This is a genomic window from Tamlana sp. 2_MG-2023, assembly GCF_030548465.1.
Classification (GTDB): Bacteria; Bacteroidota; Bacteroidia; order Flavobacteriales; family Flavobacteriaceae; genus Pseudotamlana.
The window spans coordinates 355,556-370,293 of the sequence record NZ_JAUOSF010000002.1 but is presented as its reverse complement, the minus strand read 5'-3'; the positions used below and the strand labels follow the sequence as shown (position 1 = coordinate 370,293).

The 14,738-nt window shown below is 31.1% G+C and carries 13 protein-coding genes; 7 read left to right on the top strand and 6 right to left on the bottom strand.

Annotated features, from left to right (window positions below; all coding sequences use genetic code 11):
• Positions 1-10 precede the first annotated feature (10 nt).
• The 4 genes from Q4566_RS04685 to trxA all read left to right on the top strand — a co-directional run bounded on the left by Q4566_RS04685 (position 11) and on the right by trxA (position 3,230).
• Complete coding sequence (locus Q4566_RS04685; protein ID WP_303418904.1) at positions 11-1,171, top strand: iron-containing alcohol dehydrogenase; 1,161 nt, start codon at positions 11-13, stop codon at positions 1,169-1,171.
• A gap of 345 nt (positions 1,172-1,516) precedes the next feature.
• A complete protein-coding gene (locus Q4566_RS04680; protein WP_303418901.1) occupies positions 1,517-2,422 on the top strand; it encodes an alpha/beta hydrolase in 906 nt (301 codons plus the stop codon).
• 142 nt (positions 2,423-2,564) lie between these two features.
• Positions 2,565-2,900: a cupin gene (locus Q4566_RS04675; protein WP_303418898.1), complete on the top strand. Its 336-nt coding sequence runs from the start codon at positions 2,565-2,567 to the stop codon at positions 2,898-2,900.
• Between the two features lie 33 nt (positions 2,901-2,933).
• Positions 2,934-3,230 carry a thioredoxin gene (gene trxA, locus Q4566_RS04670; protein ID WP_303418895.1) on the top strand — a complete coding sequence of 99 codons (297 nt, stop codon included), beginning with the start codon at positions 2,934-2,936 and terminating at the stop codon, positions 3,228-3,230.
• Between the two features lie 66 nt (positions 3,231-3,296).
• On the opposite strand, the gene Q4566_RS04665 is transcribed toward trxA, so the two are convergent.
• The 6 genes from Q4566_RS04665 to Q4566_RS04640 all read right to left on the bottom strand — a co-directional run bounded on the left by Q4566_RS04665 (position 3,297) and on the right by Q4566_RS04640 (position 9,204).
• A complete protein-coding gene (locus Q4566_RS04665; protein WP_303418893.1) occupies positions 3,297-3,737 on the bottom strand; it encodes a KTSC domain-containing protein in 441 nt (146 codons plus the stop codon).
• 82 nt (positions 3,738-3,819) lie between these two features.
• Complete coding sequence (locus tag Q4566_RS04660; RefSeq protein ID WP_303418890.1) at positions 3,820-5,133, bottom strand: DEAD/DEAH box helicase; 1,314 nt, start codon at positions 5,131-5,133, stop codon at positions 3,820-3,822.
• 6 nt (positions 5,134-5,139) lie between these two features.
• Complete coding sequence (locus Q4566_RS04655; RefSeq protein WP_303418886.1) at positions 5,140-6,480, bottom strand: DEAD/DEAH box helicase; 1,341 nt, start codon at positions 6,478-6,480, stop codon at positions 5,140-5,142.
• 133 nt (positions 6,481-6,613) lie between these two features.
• On the bottom strand, positions 6,614-7,612 hold the full coding sequence (locus tag Q4566_RS04650; RefSeq protein ID WP_303418883.1) for a metal-dependent hydrolase: 999 nt from the start codon (positions 7,610-7,612) through the stop codon (positions 6,614-6,616).
• Positions 7,613-7,681: 69 nt separating this feature from the next.
• Positions 7,682-8,302, bottom strand: coding sequence for a hypothetical protein (locus Q4566_RS04645; protein ID WP_303418880.1), 621 nt, complete (start codon positions 8,300-8,302; stop codon positions 7,682-7,684).
• A gap of 335 nt (positions 8,303-8,637) precedes the next feature.
• Entirely contained in the window at positions 8,638-9,204 is a 567-nt protein-coding gene (locus Q4566_RS04640; protein ID WP_303418877.1) for a DUF4251 domain-containing protein, read from the bottom strand.
• Positions 9,205-9,327: 123 nt separating this feature from the next.
• On the opposite strand from Q4566_RS04640, the gene Q4566_RS04635 reads away from it, so the two are divergent.
• The 3 genes from Q4566_RS04635 (at position 9,328) to Q4566_RS04625 (ending at position 14,614) form a co-directional block, all read left to right on the top strand.
• Entirely contained in the window at positions 9,328-10,149 is an 822-nt protein-coding gene (locus Q4566_RS04635) for a DUF1853 family protein (RefSeq protein WP_303418875.1), read from the top strand.
• Between the two features lie 183 nt (positions 10,150-10,332).
• Positions 10,333-12,423, top strand: coding sequence for an HAD family hydrolase (locus tag Q4566_RS04630; RefSeq protein ID WP_303418873.1), 2,091 nt, complete (start codon positions 10,333-10,335; stop codon positions 12,421-12,423).
• Between the two features lie 91 nt (positions 12,424-12,514).
• Positions 12,515-14,614 (top strand): HAD family hydrolase, encoded by a 2,100-nt coding sequence (locus Q4566_RS04625; RefSeq protein WP_303418870.1) that lies wholly within the window; start codon positions 12,515-12,517, stop codon positions 14,612-14,614.
• The last annotated feature ends 124 nt before the right edge of the window (positions 14,615-14,738 follow it).

Below are 14,738 nucleotides of genomic sequence, written 5' to 3'. Positions count from 1 at the left end.
AACGAAAATTATGAACACTTTTGATTTTAAAAATCCTACCAAAATTATTTTTGGTAAGAACACTATAGAAAAATTAGAAAATGAAATTCCTAAAGACGCTAAAGTCCTCCTACTCTATGGCGGCGGAAGCATTAAAAAGAATGGCATTTACGACAAGGTTAAAAAAGCTTTATCTGACTATGACGTTGTAGAATTTGGTGGTATTCCTGCAAATCCAGAATATGCCGTTTTAATGAACGCTTTAAAAGTAATTAAATCTGAAAATATCACTTATTTACTAGCTGTTGGTGGTGGTTCTGTTATTGATGGCACGAAGTTTTTATCGTCTGCTGCGTTATTTGAAGGCAATACCCCTTGGGATATTTTGAGTAAAAAAATTAGAACTGAAAAAGGCATGCCTTTCGGAACGGTTTTAACCTTACCTGCTACGGGTTCTGAAATGAATTCTGGTGCCGTAATTACCAATACCGAAACTAAAGAAAAATTAGGTATGGGTGGTCCTGGCCTATTTCCTGAGTTCTCCATTCTAGACCCTCAGGTGATTCAGTCTATTCCGCAACGCCAATTAGCTAATGGTATCACTGATGCTTTTACTCATGTTTTAGAACAATATATGACCTACCCTGCTGGTGCGTTACTTCAAGATCGTTTTGCTGAAAGCATCATGCAAACCCTTATCGAAGTGGCTCCCAAAGTGATTGCAGATCCTAAAGATTATGAAGCGGCTTCAAACTTCATGTGGAGTTGCACCATGGCTTTAAACGGATTAATACAAAAAGGCGTGCCTACAGATTGGGCAGTACATGCTATGGGACATGAACTTACGGCTTTATTCGGAATAGATCACGCTAGAACTTTAGCCATAATTGCGCCAAGCCATTATAAATTTAATTTTGAAGCCAAAAAAGAGAAATTAGCCCAATACGCCGAACGCATTTGGAATATCACTGAAGGCTCTACTGAGGATAAAGCACATGCTGCCATTGAAAAAACAGTAGTCTTTTTCCATGAATTAGGAATCGATACGAAATTATCAGATTATACCAAAGATTATGAAGGTACTGCTGAAGAAATTTCAAAACGTTTTACCGATCGTGGTTGGACAGGCCTTGGAGAACACCAAGACTTGTCTCCTGAAAATGTTGAAGAAATAGTAAAAATGGCGTACTAGTTTCACGCCACCTAAACGTCACCCTGAACTCGATTCAGGGTTTCAACAAGTTATTATGCTGCTTATTATAAAGCAGTAATACTAAAGAGGCTGTACAAAAAGTATTAAAGTATTTCATTCTGAATTTATTTAACTTCGTTGAATCTTCGATTTCAGAATCACATCATATTGATAACCAATCATTATGAGAACCTGAATCAAGTTCAGGTTGACGAAAATTTTACTTTTTAGGCAGCCTCTTTTAGTTTAAAATACATTTAGATTTCACAATATAATCCTAACAGGTTAACTGTTATAAAAAATTCACTTTAAATTAGCGTAACAAAATTAAGAAGTAATCAAACTATGCCAATATTCAGGTTAAGCATTTTATTTTTCCTTATTTTTTACTCGGTAAGTGCACAAACACGCTATATCGATTCCGTATTTGATTCAATAAATGTACGCACATATAATTATGCGATTAAAGCGAATGACACACTAAAACTAGATATATATCAACCTGCTAGGGATAGTATAAGTAAAAAACCTTTGATGGTTTTAGTCCATGGCGGCGGTTTTTACACCGGAAAGAGAAACGAAAGTTATATGGTGTCTATGGCGAAAAACATTGCACGCAAAGGCTATAATGTGGCTAGTATAGATTATCGATTAACCCAAGGTCGCCTTAGTGTGAGTTGTGGAGTGCCACAAAATGAAATTTTCCAAGTTTATAAAAAAGGGGCTCAGGATGTTATGGATGCCTTATTGTTTTTAACCGATTATAAAACGGATTTTAATATCGATGCTTCTAAAATTGTTTTGGCAGGAAGCAGTGCTGGTGCAGAAACCATTTTAAATATTGCTTATAATAGACATTTAATGAGCAATTCCGCTCGACACCAAGCTATAAAAATAGCAGCAGTTTTTTCAATTTCTGGAGCTATTTTTGATACGAATGCCATTGAGAAGCACAATAGTATTCCTGGTATTTTTTATCATGGTGAAAAAGATCCCATTGTGCCCTATGGTAAAGGAGCACACCATTCATGCACTATCTTTCAAAAAGGCTTTTTTGTTTTAGAAGGTTCAGAAAAAATAACAGATAAATTAGCCAGTTTAAACACTAGTTTTATACTCTACACTTATCGAGGTCGAGGCCATGATATTTTTAATCTTCCTACTAAAGATTATCATCAAGCTTTTATTTTTTTAAAGAATGTACTTTTCAATAATACATTTTATCAAAGTAAGATTAGAAAGACACTTTAAGCTGTTTATTTGAACATATTCAGTAATATGTATTCTTTAATTTAGGATAAAAGTTTTCAACCTATTTTCATAGTCTATTTTTTTACATTAACTTAAATGACCAATTTTTACTAATAAAAAGAAATATTTAATACCAAAGATTATGCAAAAAGCATCCATACTAGAAAATATTACTTATCAAGAAAATGAAAAACCAGCGGTAACTGTTTTATTAAAAACGGAAAGCACCAAAGAAGTTCGAATTGTTATGAAAAGCGGACAGTTCATGAAGGAACACAAAGCGCCTTTTCCAATTGTTATTGAAATGTTTGATGGTGAAATCGATTTTGGTGCAAATGGTGAAAAACAAAATCTTAAAAAAGGAGATATTGTTGCACTTGATGCCAATGTTCCGCATGATTTAGTTTGTATTTCAAATTGTATCATCCGTTTGTCTATTTCTGTACTTGATAAACTAGAACGAGTTAAAAGTGTTTAATCTTTAGAGTCAAATCGCTTAAAAGTTATAATTATGAGTAAGTTTTCAGAAATAATAAATCAAGACAAACCAGTGCTTGTAGATTTCTTTGCAACATGGTGCGGACCTTGTAAAACATTAGGTCCTATTTTAAAAGAAGTGAAAGATACTCTTGGTGACAACGTCTCTATTGTTAAAATAGATGTTGATAAAAATCAAGAACTAGCAACAAAATATCAAGTACGTGGTGTACCAACGATGTTGTTATTTAAAAACGGTAAGCAAGTATGGAGACAGTCTGGTGTGCTTCAGAAAAATGAAATCCTTAATGTGATTTCTAGTAATAACTAGCAGAAAATAAAGTAATAATTAAAAAAGGTTGTCTGAAATGGACAACCTTTTTTAACTCTATTAATTTTAAAGCTCTCGCTTCGACATGCGATATTTATAATTAGGATAGATTGAACGTTTAGCAAAACGATTTAACTTACCACTATTTATCATTTTAATATACACTTGTTTAGTCACGCCAAAATACTCGTAAGTAGAGCCATCTAAAAATGTAATTTCTAACAACTGTCCTTTGTGCTGATAATCGGCAATACCAGAATTGTTAATTGTTTCGGTGTAAGCTGGTAAGTTTGCTTCTAAAGTTTCTGGCGCCATACTCACCAAGAAATGATAACCATCAATAATTCTACGGCTATTAATTTCAGCTTCTTCTTTTAAAGCGTCACCATCTTGAAATTTATCAGGATGCCATTCTTTAACCAAATTGCGGTAACTCTTTTTTAAAGTACCTAATTCGATCTCGTTTTCAACTCCAAAGAGTTTTTTATATTCGTTAATACGCTTCATTTTAGAATTTTATTTTTGAAGCGGCAAAAGTACATGTAAAAAATAGATGTACCATCTTAAATTTCAACTAAATATTAGGTGTTTACAGAATGGTAATACGTACCTTTTTTTTCTTTAATCGTGAATTGTTTAGTTTTTCAACCAACTCATTGGCAATAGATAAAGGTACTGCAACAAAAGCACAGTCTTGCTTTAGCTCAATTATTCCCAGTTGATCTTTGTTAATGTTACCATTTTTAAAAAATAAGCCAGCAATATCACCTTTTGAAATTTTATCTTTTCTACCTCCAGAAATAAATAAAGTTTCCCAAAATTGAGGAATAAACTCAGCTTTTTTAGAAATATTAATGCCTTTTACATCTTTAATAAACTCTGGTAACAATTGATCCTGCCATTTTAAAATATAGGCTGTGCCTTTGGCATTAACTCTGGCTGTTCTGCCATTTCTATGAATGAATTCCTCTTCATGTCGTGGCAATTCATAATGAATGATATAATTAAGTTCAGGAATATCGATACCTCTAGCAGCCAAATCGGTAGCTAATAGTACTTGAGAACTTCCATTTCTAAACTTTATTAAAGCACGCTCTCTGTCTTTTTGCTCCATGCCTCCAGAGAAAGTTGTATGACTAATTTTATTGCGCTTTAAAAAACGACTTACATCTCCTATACTATCTCTTAAATTACAGAAAATGATGCCTTGTTTATTTCCTATATGTTGCATTAATTGCAACAGGGTTTTAAGTTTGTTTTTATCAGGGGAAATAACTGTTTTAATGGCTAATTGAGATTTTCTTTTTTCTTTCAGAAAATCGACAATTTCAGGTTTATCTAATCTTACGAAACCAGGGATTTTCACACCTTGAGTGGCTGAAGTTAAAATCCGTTTATTAATGCTTGCTAACTGACCAATAATCGCTTTCATTTCTTCTTCAAAACCATCTTCTAAAGACTTGTCAAATTCATCTAAAATAAGCGTTTTTATACTAGTTTTTGAAAAACGATCGCTATCAAAATGATCTAAGATTCGTCCTGGTGTACCTACTAAAATAGCGGGATTGTGCTTAATTTCAATTTTATCTTTGGACATAGGTCTACCGCCATAAACCGCATTTACCTTATAGCCAGAGCCCATAGAACGCACGACTTGCTCAATTTGAATGGCTAATTCTCGAGAAGGCACAATGATTAAAGCTTGAATGTCTTCCGATTCAGGGTTTAAAACCTTCAGTAATGGTAACAAAAAAGCCAATGTTTTTCCTGTACCCGTTGGAGATAATAACACGGTGTTCGTTGAAACTTCCATAACCGCAAGCGCTTCTTCTTGCATGGGGTTTAAAGCTTCAATATTCAGTTTATCTAAAATATCTTGCTGATTTTTAATCTCGTTTGCCATGTATTATTAGTGCTTTTTACGCTTTTTAGAAACGGTTTCTTTTGGTAGTACGGTTGTGTTTTCAGCTAAATAATGAGCCAATATTTTATCGACCAATTCCTCTTTAGTTAAGTGATGAAAAATAGTTTTTATTTGAGATTTTAAATCTTCTGAAACCTCACGATTGGGTTTGGTTTTAAATATTTTTTTAGCCCATAATAAGGTATTGTTTTCTTCAATACTTTGTGCATCTGCCTTTTCAAAGGTTTTAAAAGTGATTCCTAATTCATCTTCAAACTCAGCAATATCAACCACTTCTTCTTCCTGTAGGATGGTTAAGGAAAGTCCCTTTGCTCCCGCTCTAGCCGTTCTTCCGCTTCGGTGTACGTAGGCTTCGTAAGTATCAGGTAAATGATAATTAACCACATATGATAGTTCCTTAACATCAATACCACGAGCAGCCAAATCGGTTGCTACTAAAATATCAATATGACCTTCTCTAAATTGTCCCATAATACGATCACGAATACCTTGTGACAAACTACCGTGTAAAGCTCCAGAAGAAAATTTATTAATGGCTAAATTTTTAGCTAATTTATTTACAGCCGCTTTTGTTTTACAGAAAATAATACCACGCTCCCCTGCTCTTGAATTTAAGAAATAAAGCAAAACGTCTAATTTTTCAATGGGCTCAACCACCACATATTGGTGATCGATGCCTTGGTGACCAGTAGTTTCCATGTTTGCTTCAATTTGAACCACATGTTTGGACATGTAATTCTGAATCAATTGCTTTATGGTACCAGGCATTGTTGCCGTAAACAAGAAGGTTCTTCTGTTTTTAGGAATGACTTTTATGATGGTATCCACTTCTTCTTTTAATGCAGTAACCATTTCATCGGCTTCATCTAAAACAAAGTATTTCAAATGATTAAGATTGATGACTTCACGTTTTAATAAATCGACTAAACGACCAGGTGTAGCCACTACGATTTGCGTAGGATCTTTTAATAGTTCTATTTGAGGTTTTATGGGTGTCCCTCCACAAATGGAAGCTATTTTTATTTCAGGATTTTCGGCAGCTAAAGCATGAAGATTCGTAAATATTTGTTGGCCTAATTCTCTGGTTGGTGCGAGTATAAGCGTTTGAATATTTACATCGTTTGTGTTGGTTAGCTGTAATAATGGTAACCCGAAAGCAGCTGTTTTTCCTGTTCCTGTTTTTGCTAAAACAACCAAATCTTCCTTTTTATTTAATATTACAGGAATGGTTTTTTCTTGAACATCTGTAGGTTTCGATATGCTTAAATCTAATAAGCTTTTTTGAAAGGATTCATGAACACCTAAATCTGAAAATTGTTTTAACATGGAAAAAATTTTCCGCAAAGATAACGACAGTTTAGTTGGTACCGGTATTTAATACATGCTTATTATTTGCTTGTATAAATTTAACAGCAAGTAAATTGAGTTCGTTTTTATAATTTTAAAATGAAATAAAAGGTTAATTGCCTTTAATGCGTTGCCATAATTCAGATATTAGTCCTTTGGCATCTTCTCTATTCTTTGGTGTTTCAATAAACTTGATTGTACCATCTGAAGCTTGTTGAATTTCATATTTGAATACAAATTGGTTGGGATTAGGCTTTATTCCCATAGTTCCGAAGCGTAAATCATTAAAATATAAATTATCTTGAGATTTAGTGATGGTGTACCAACCATTAGAAATTGCAATCATGCGTTTAACTTTCGTGTTTTCTTCTAAATCACCTAAATATTCATGATGTTTCGGGTAACGATAAAACGTAATAGGTTTGGTATCGAAAAAAGAATAATACCCCACTAAATAGGCGTCTTTAGTGTCTACATTAGCAGTCCATAATACCGTGTTTAATGGTGACGGACGTGTGTCAAGATCAAAATATTCAACTTGTTGTGTCTTTAATGCGGCTTCAAACTTAGTATAAGATAATCCCTTTAATACAATGGTAATTAGCAAATAACCAGAACTTATGATGAGTCCTAAACGATTATAAAATCTCCTTTTTTTAGAAGTTCTTTTATAGCACATTACTAAAATTAAGCATAGTAAAAAAGGCAAGGTGTACAACGGATCTATTACAAAAATGGTTTTATAAGCCAGACGTAAATCAAAAGGCCAAAATAATTGAGTGCCCCATGTGGTGTGGGCGTCTAATAGCGGATGTGTAATAAAACCCCAAAAGAACAACCAGGACCAGCCTTTGATATCTTTATAACGTTCATATCGGGAGACCAGCCAACCAAAAATAGGTGCGAAAACTATGGAAAACAATATGGAATGTGTAAAACCTCTATGAATTTCTAAAGCAGAAACCGTATCTGTGAAATGACTAGCCAATACATCCAAGTCAGGAATTGTTCCCGCAATAGCCCCATAAAGTAAGGCTTTATTACCAACTTTTCTTCCTAAAACAGCTTCGCCAACGGCCGCGCCTAAAACAATTTGAGTAAGTGAATCCATAAGTTTACAAACTTAATGGAATTCTAAACAATAAAATATTATATTTCAAAACGTCATAAAAACGGATGATTATTTAATAGCTACTTCTTCACCTAGTATAATGTCTCTTGTTGTCACATAGACTCCTTCTTTTTTATCAAGCTTTAAAATTCTTCTAGGGTTGGTCTGTTCTACCAACTCACGACATTTATCCGTTAACCGAGGGTCGTCATCAAAAAGAAAAGGCTCTATTTTATATGCTGGTTTATTAGGTTCTTTTAAAATCGGGTGAATTTGTTTAGGATCATTTCCGTACATGGAACTTCCAGGAATAAAGGTGTAAAGTTTATATTGTCCTTTATCATCGGTTCTTACCCATCCACGATGTTTTACGTAGCGTTTTTTATTGTATTTACGCAATTGGAAATCACCATTTTCATCACTTTGTTCAATAAAAAGCAATACGTTACTTGCTATCGTTACACCATCACTCTCATAAATTGTTCCTGTAATTTTAAGTTTATTATTTTGAGTGAGGTAACCAGGAATGGTATCTGTATTATTCAAGTTTTTTTCAGAATAATCATAAATCGGACTTCTTTTTTTATAGTTCTCTACTTTATTCCCAGTAATATAAATGGTATCCTGGGCTTGAAGATTAGAAAAGGTACTAAATAAAAAAATGCCTAATAGTCCGATAATATTTTTCATGAGAGTTTATTTTGTGTATGTATAAATTAAGGGAATATCCTATCGGTTCATAAAAAAATCGATGGAACCATATAATACACGATAAAATACTGAATTAAAAAAAGCAATAAGCTATTTAATAATAAGTGTAGAAAATAATATGAAGCATAAAAAAGCACTTGCATAATAACTTGAGCAAGTGCTTAATATTGTAATTAAATTATCGGTGTACGTTATTTATTTCCACCTATTTAATTGGTTCTTTTAATGCATTATAGACCTTTAGAATATTGGTAGGTTTCATAAAAAAACTTATGCTAAATCTATTTCTTTTGTTAGATTTTTCTAGTGAAAAATTATTTTTTTACAGTTTCTTTTTCTTCAGAAACAGGTGATAATTCGCCAGTATATCTTATAACCGTTCGAGTATTCCCCGATAACATCATATCTGTTTTTAGGTTTGGAAACACATTAATCCTAACCCTAAAATTTTCAGAATGACTTTTAGCTTCAAATGAAATATCAATACTAGAATTATTCTTTTGTTCTACTTTATAATTCTTCATTAATCCTTTGAATTCAATAGTGCTATCACCACCACCATAACTTCCACCGGCTTGTCTTTCTCCAAAATAAGGTAAACTAGAGGTTATACTATCACCAGAAACCGTTAAAAAATTACTGTTACTTATTAAATTTATGGAGCTCGGATTATTTCCAGGCCCCAACATTCTTGAAGCTTGCTGCATAGCCATACTTGCGGTTGGGTGCGCCCAATCTGATTCAATAGTGAAATTCTTTTTGTTGATAAGGGTTTCTAAGGTATCCATCTCCGCTTGTGATAGAGGTGTTTTTGAAGATCCACAAGCCATTATTATTAAAAACAAAACGCTACTTAATGCTTTATTTAAAATCTTTTTCATAGTTACAAAAATTACAAGTTATACTTTTGATATTAATTATTGATTTGAAAATCAAAATACACCATGTTAATTTACGCATAAAAAGTTGATTTCCGAATTATCTAATCTAAATTTAGATGAACCATGAGCTATAATTCAAACCAATTACAACTGCAATTTCAAGGATACCTCAATACGCCATTACTCTGGGAAAGTCATAGTGTTATGGGGATATATCAGTTAGAATTACCACAAAAACCTATAGTTCAATTTAAAGCGAAAGAAACACCAAATGCACGTTTAGGAAAGCGTGTTGAACAATTTGTATTTTCAGAATTAGACAAATACGACAATATTAACATACGCTTGGAGAACCTCCAAATCCAGAAAAATAAACAAACTATTGGTGAAATTGATTGCATTTTAGAACGCGACCAGCAACTTATTCATCTTGAAATTGTATATAAATTCTATTTGTATGACCCAACTCAGGGTAATACAGAAATTGAACATTGGGTTGGACCAAATAGAAATGACTCACTAATTAAAAAACTCACTAAACTAAGAGATAAACAATTACCGTTGATTAAAAACCCTTCAGCAACGAAAGCTTTAGTCGATTTGAATGTAAATACTAATCAACTCTCTCAATATGTTTACTTTAAAGCACAGTTATTTGTTCCTTATGACGAAAAGCTACCTAAGTTCAACTTACTCAACAAAAGCTGCTTAAATGGATACTATATTCATTATTCCAGAATTAATATGTTTGAAAATTGTAAGTTCTTTATTCCTCATAAAATAGATTGGTTACAAACTCCTATTAGTCATGTTAATTGGTTAACTTACTCAAGCTTTAATGAGGAGATAACAACTCTCATAAATAATAAAATAGCGCCACTTTGTTGGATAAAATTCCCTAATGGGGAAAAGCAGAAGTACTTTGTAGTATGGTGGAATGACTAATAAAAAAAATCAATGTTCTTGAAATTTCACTTAAAACCGAAAACAACTAATTAATTTGTATTTAGACGATTTTATTCTTTATCCAATCATTTAGTTTCGTTCTTTTGGATAAGTTTTCCCGCCTAGTGCAAATTTTAATTTTGTATAGACATTAGAATTGTTTTTTTATAACCAATGCCCTAAATGAGACAAGAGATTATTAATTTCATTTCTGAAACTAGTGGTGTAAAATATATTTTTACAGATTATTTTGACACCTTAGTTCACAGAACGGTTCACCCAAACTATATTTTAAGATTGTGGGCTAAAAAATTAATAGAACAATTTTCCATTCCTCTAACCATTGATGAATTATACTTTACACGTAATGAAATTAATATTTACTTATTAGAGAAATACAATTTATTCCCAGGAGAAATACCATATGATAGACTTATTGCTGAAATATATAAAAGGTTAGACAATAATAGCTCGCTTGGAAGCTGTGAAAGTTTAGAGCAATTTGTTTCCATCAGTAAAGAGATCGAATACTATTGTGAATTTGATATACAGTATTTAAATATTGAAACTGTTGAAACCCTAAAGTACCTTAAAGAAAAAGGCATGGTTATTTACTGTGTTTCCGATTTTTATTCAGATGAAACATTATTAAAGAAATTAATAGAAAAACATGGTTTAAAAGACTTGTTTAAGGATATTTATGTTTCAGCTGAAAGAGAATGCAGTAAACACCATGGAGAGATTTATCCATATTTACTTGAGAAGCTAAAAATAGAAGCAAATCAAGTAATTATGATAGGTGATAATTATAAAAGTGATTTTACTAATGCCCAAAAAGCAGGAATTAAATCTTTTTATATTGAGAACAAACCAGAAAAACGATTACAAAAAAGACTTCGCTTTGGTAATGATGCGAAAGATTATAAAAAAATAATTAAAACCATTTATAACAATTGTAATACTAAAGAGGCGCCACCATACAGTGATTATATTATCTTTTTTAGTCGGTTTACAGAAAAATTATATAAGGAATGTTTAGATAAAAAAATAAAAAACATTTTTTTTCTTGCTAGAGAAGGTCTGTATTTAAAACGATTATTTGATTATTATCAGGAAGTTAACAAATTAGAACATGGTCATTTTGTTAAAACACATTATTTAAAAATGTCTCGCTTATCTGCACTTCAGATAACATACAAGCCTTTTGAAAAAGAAAACTTTAACTATTTTAGAGAGTTCTTCAAAGACCTATCTGTACATAGTTTTCTTCAAAATTTTAATTTTTCAGATGATCTGATTGATCAAATAATTCAAGACTTAAATTGTTCCAATTCTAACACAACTCTTATCAATTTTTTTGAAACTGATGAATATAAAAAAATCAGAGCGAATATACTTTTTAAAACCTCTTACGAAGCCAATAGAGTAAGTCAAGAAAAAGGTTTTACAAATTACATGGCATCATTCAACACGCCATTTAAAGAAGAAGGAATAACGGTTGTAGATGTAGGCTGGTTGGGTACCATGCAAGACAAAATACATGCTTATTACAATGGAGAGGTTAGTGTAAACGGTTATTATCTTGGTATAACGCAATTTAGAGATGCTATACAAAATAATCATTCAAACAAGCGTAAAAGAGGGCTAATTTTTGAGGCTAATTTATATAGTGGTTTTAACAAAGAAATTTTAATGTCAAACACAGGAATATATGAACAATTAAGTCAAGCCCCACATGGTAGTACTATTGGTTATCAAGACATTCCTGATAATTATACAATTGAATATTTTGATCCGTCTGAAAAGAAAATTTACGAGCAGTATATAAAAGAAACTCAGGATTTTATGTTTGATGTTTTTAAATATTATTGTGCAGCAACTAAAAAAATATGTTATACAACCCAAGTTGCAGATGAAATCATAGTGAACTACGCTTTAAAAATAAACACTTTGGTTACAAAACGAAAATTAAAACGGTTTAGTGATTTGTCATTAGGCTTTTGTAATAGTATTGGTAATATTACGGTTGGAGATGATAATTATAAGTTATCATTAGGAAAGGCTATCAAAAAGAATTTACCAATTATTAGAAGTTATGTTATATCCCCTGAAAAATTAGTAAAATACGTTTTGCTTACCAAATTTTCACTTTTTAGAAAGAATAAACATTACTACATCCCTACTTTTCCTTTGTATTATTATATTCGATTGAATCGCATGATAAAAAAATCTATAAGGAAAACGATCTATTTAAAATATTCACATTTTAGATAAAAAAAATAAAATCCCTCTTAAATACTACAATACAATAATGTAAGTCTGCATCTAAGAAATTGGCTTATTTATATGATGAAAATATTAAATTATGAGAAAAGAAATTACACGATTTTTATCAGAAAACAATAAAGTAGATTATATTTTTACCGATTTTTTTGACACTATAGTTCACCGTACAGTTCACCCAAATTTTGTAATCAGGTTATGGGCTAAAAAAATGATACAACAATTTAATATACCATTAAAAATTGATGACTTATATTACACTAGAAATCAGGCTACTGAATATTTAGAGGAAAAACTTAACATATTTAGAGGTGAATTTCCATATAATACACTTGTATTAGAAATATACACACGCCTTAAAAATAATTACTCATTAGGGAATTGTACTAGTTTTGATCAATTTTTAGAAATCAGTGAGCAAGCAGAGTTTTCAGCAGAATTTTCAACACAGTACCTAAACACCGAAACCGTAGAAACCCTAAAACATCTGAAAAAAGAAGGCTATAAAATCTACTGTGTCTCCGATTTTTACACCAACGAATCTCTCATAGAAAACCTTATAGCAGCTCATGATTTAAAATCTATTTTCGATGGTGTTTATGTTTCAGCCGCTCGAAATTATAGTAAACATAAAGGCGGACTTTACCCCCACTTATTAGAAATACTTCAATTAAAAGGTGAACAAGCTATCATGATAGGAGATAATTATGAAAGTGACATAGTACATGCTGAAAAATTTGGAATAAAAGGATTTTTCATACCTAATAAAAAGGAAAAACAAGAACAAAAACGATTAGCCTTTGGTAACGATAACAAGAAATATTCAAAATTAATTAAGAATATTTATAAAACTTGCAACACGAAAAAAGCTCCACCGCATAGCGATTATATTATATTATTTAACTTTTTTATTGAAAAGTTATATCAAGAAAGCCTGAATAAAGGAGTAAGAAACTTGTTTTTCTTAGCTAGAGAAGGTTTCTATTTAAAAAAACTTTTTGATTATTATCAAGAGATAAACCATGTAAAAGGTGGAGCATTTATAAACACACACTATCTTAAAGTATCTAGAAAATCCACACTTCAAATTGGATTAAATTGTGCTGAAGAAGAAACATTTGAGTATTATAAAGTACGTTATAAAAATATTTCAGTTAAAAATTTTTTAAACAATTTCAGTTTAAGTGAATTAGAAAAAAGTGAAATAATTAACGACTTAAACCAAAAAGGACAAGCTGAAAAAAGAATTAATGATTTCTTTAATTCTGATACATTTCAGGAATTAAAGATAAATCCAAAATTCATTAAATATTATAATGCTAACAGAGATCAACAACGTGAAGCTTTTAATAATTACTTAGCTTCTTTTGGTGTAAATTACCAAGAAGAAGGCTTAAATATTATTGATATTGGATGGGGTGGAACAATTCAAGATGCATTGTATGACTATTTTGGAAAAAATATTCAAGTTAATGGGTATTATCTTGGTTTATGTGAATTTAGACATGAATTAAATGATGCGATTTCTAAATACAATAACTATAAACGAGGCTTAAATTTTGAGGTTAATTTATTTGATAATTTCAGTGCCACAACAATGATGGCTAACACCGATTTTTATGAATATTTATGTCAAGCTCCACATGGTACTGCTATGAGTTATAATAATAACCCTGAACAGTATGTCGTTGAGAAATTCATGGAGTCTGAAAAGAAGGTATACGAAGAATATATGAAAGATACTCAGGAATTTATGTTCGAAGTATTTAAAGATTTGTGTAAAAAATCTCAAAACATATGCTATAGTTTGGCTTTTTCTGAAAAAATCATGACTCGTTACGCCCTAAAGTTGAATACTATTGTTAGCTTAAAAAAGTTAAAACGAACGATAGAAATCTCTAAAGGATTCTATGATAATATTGGAAATAATGATTCTGGAGAAGAACTATACAAAATGAATATCTCGGTAGGTCTAAAAAGAAAAATAAAAATGGTTAAAAGCTATCTTATTTCTCCAGAAAAACTTTTAATTTATGTATACCGTACTAAAATAACAATGTATAGTAAAAACCCTTTATTGTTTATTCCAACTTTCCCATTGTATTATTATATTTTGTTTAATAGGTATTTAAAGAATATGATTAGCACAAGGTGTTATTTGAAGTTTACCTATTTTAGATAAAATTTGAATATTTAAAAACAGTCGCTAATAATTAATGTTGTTTTTAATGTTTTTTTTTAGCCTATTATAGATAATTCATTTATTCATCTAAAAAATATCAATTTGTAAAATATAAAGCGTATTT

Coding starts and splice junctions, on each gene's coding strand:
- Q4566_RS04640 (WP_303418877.1), bottom strand. CDS start 9,204: ATGAAAAAGATTTTAAATAAAGCATTAAGTAGCGTTTTGTTTTTAATA.
- Q4566_RS04655 (WP_303418886.1), bottom strand. CDS start 6,480: ATGTTAAAACAATTTTCAGATTTAGGTGTTCATGAATCCTTTCAAAAA.
- trxA (WP_303418895.1), top strand. CDS start 2,934: ATGAGTAAGTTTTCAGAAATAATAAATCAAGACAAACCAGTGCTTGTA.
- Q4566_RS04660 (WP_303418890.1), bottom strand. CDS start 5,133: ATGGCAAACGAGATTAAAAATCAGCAAGATATTTTAGATAAACTGAAT.
- Q4566_RS04675 (WP_303418898.1), top strand. CDS start 2,565: ATGCAAAAAGCATCCATACTAGAAAATATTACTTATCAAGAAAATGAA.
- Q4566_RS04635 (WP_303418875.1), top strand. CDS start 9,328: ATGAGCTATAATTCAAACCAATTACAACTGCAATTTCAAGGATACCTC.
- Q4566_RS04645 (WP_303418880.1), bottom strand. CDS start 8,302: ATGAAAAATATTATCGGACTATTAGGCATTTTTTTATTTAGTACCTTT.
- Q4566_RS04685 (WP_303418904.1), top strand. CDS start 11: ATGAACACTTTTGATTTTAAAAATCCTACCAAAATTATTTTTGGTAAG.
- Q4566_RS04650 (WP_303418883.1), bottom strand. CDS start 7,612: ATGGATTCACTTACTCAAATTGTTTTAGGCGCGGCCGTTGGCGAAGCT.
- Q4566_RS04630 (WP_303418873.1), top strand. CDS start 10,333: ATGAGACAAGAGATTATTAATTTCATTTCTGAAACTAGTGGTGTAAAA.
- Q4566_RS04665 (WP_303418893.1), bottom strand. CDS start 3,737: ATGAAGCGTATTAACGAATATAAAAAACTCTTTGGAGTTGAAAACGAG.
- Q4566_RS04625 (WP_303418870.1), top strand. CDS start 12,515: ATGAGAAAAGAAATTACACGATTTTTATCAGAAAACAATAAAGTAGAT.
- Q4566_RS04680 (WP_303418901.1), top strand. CDS start 1,517: ATGCCAATATTCAGGTTAAGCATTTTATTTTTCCTTATTTTTTACTCG.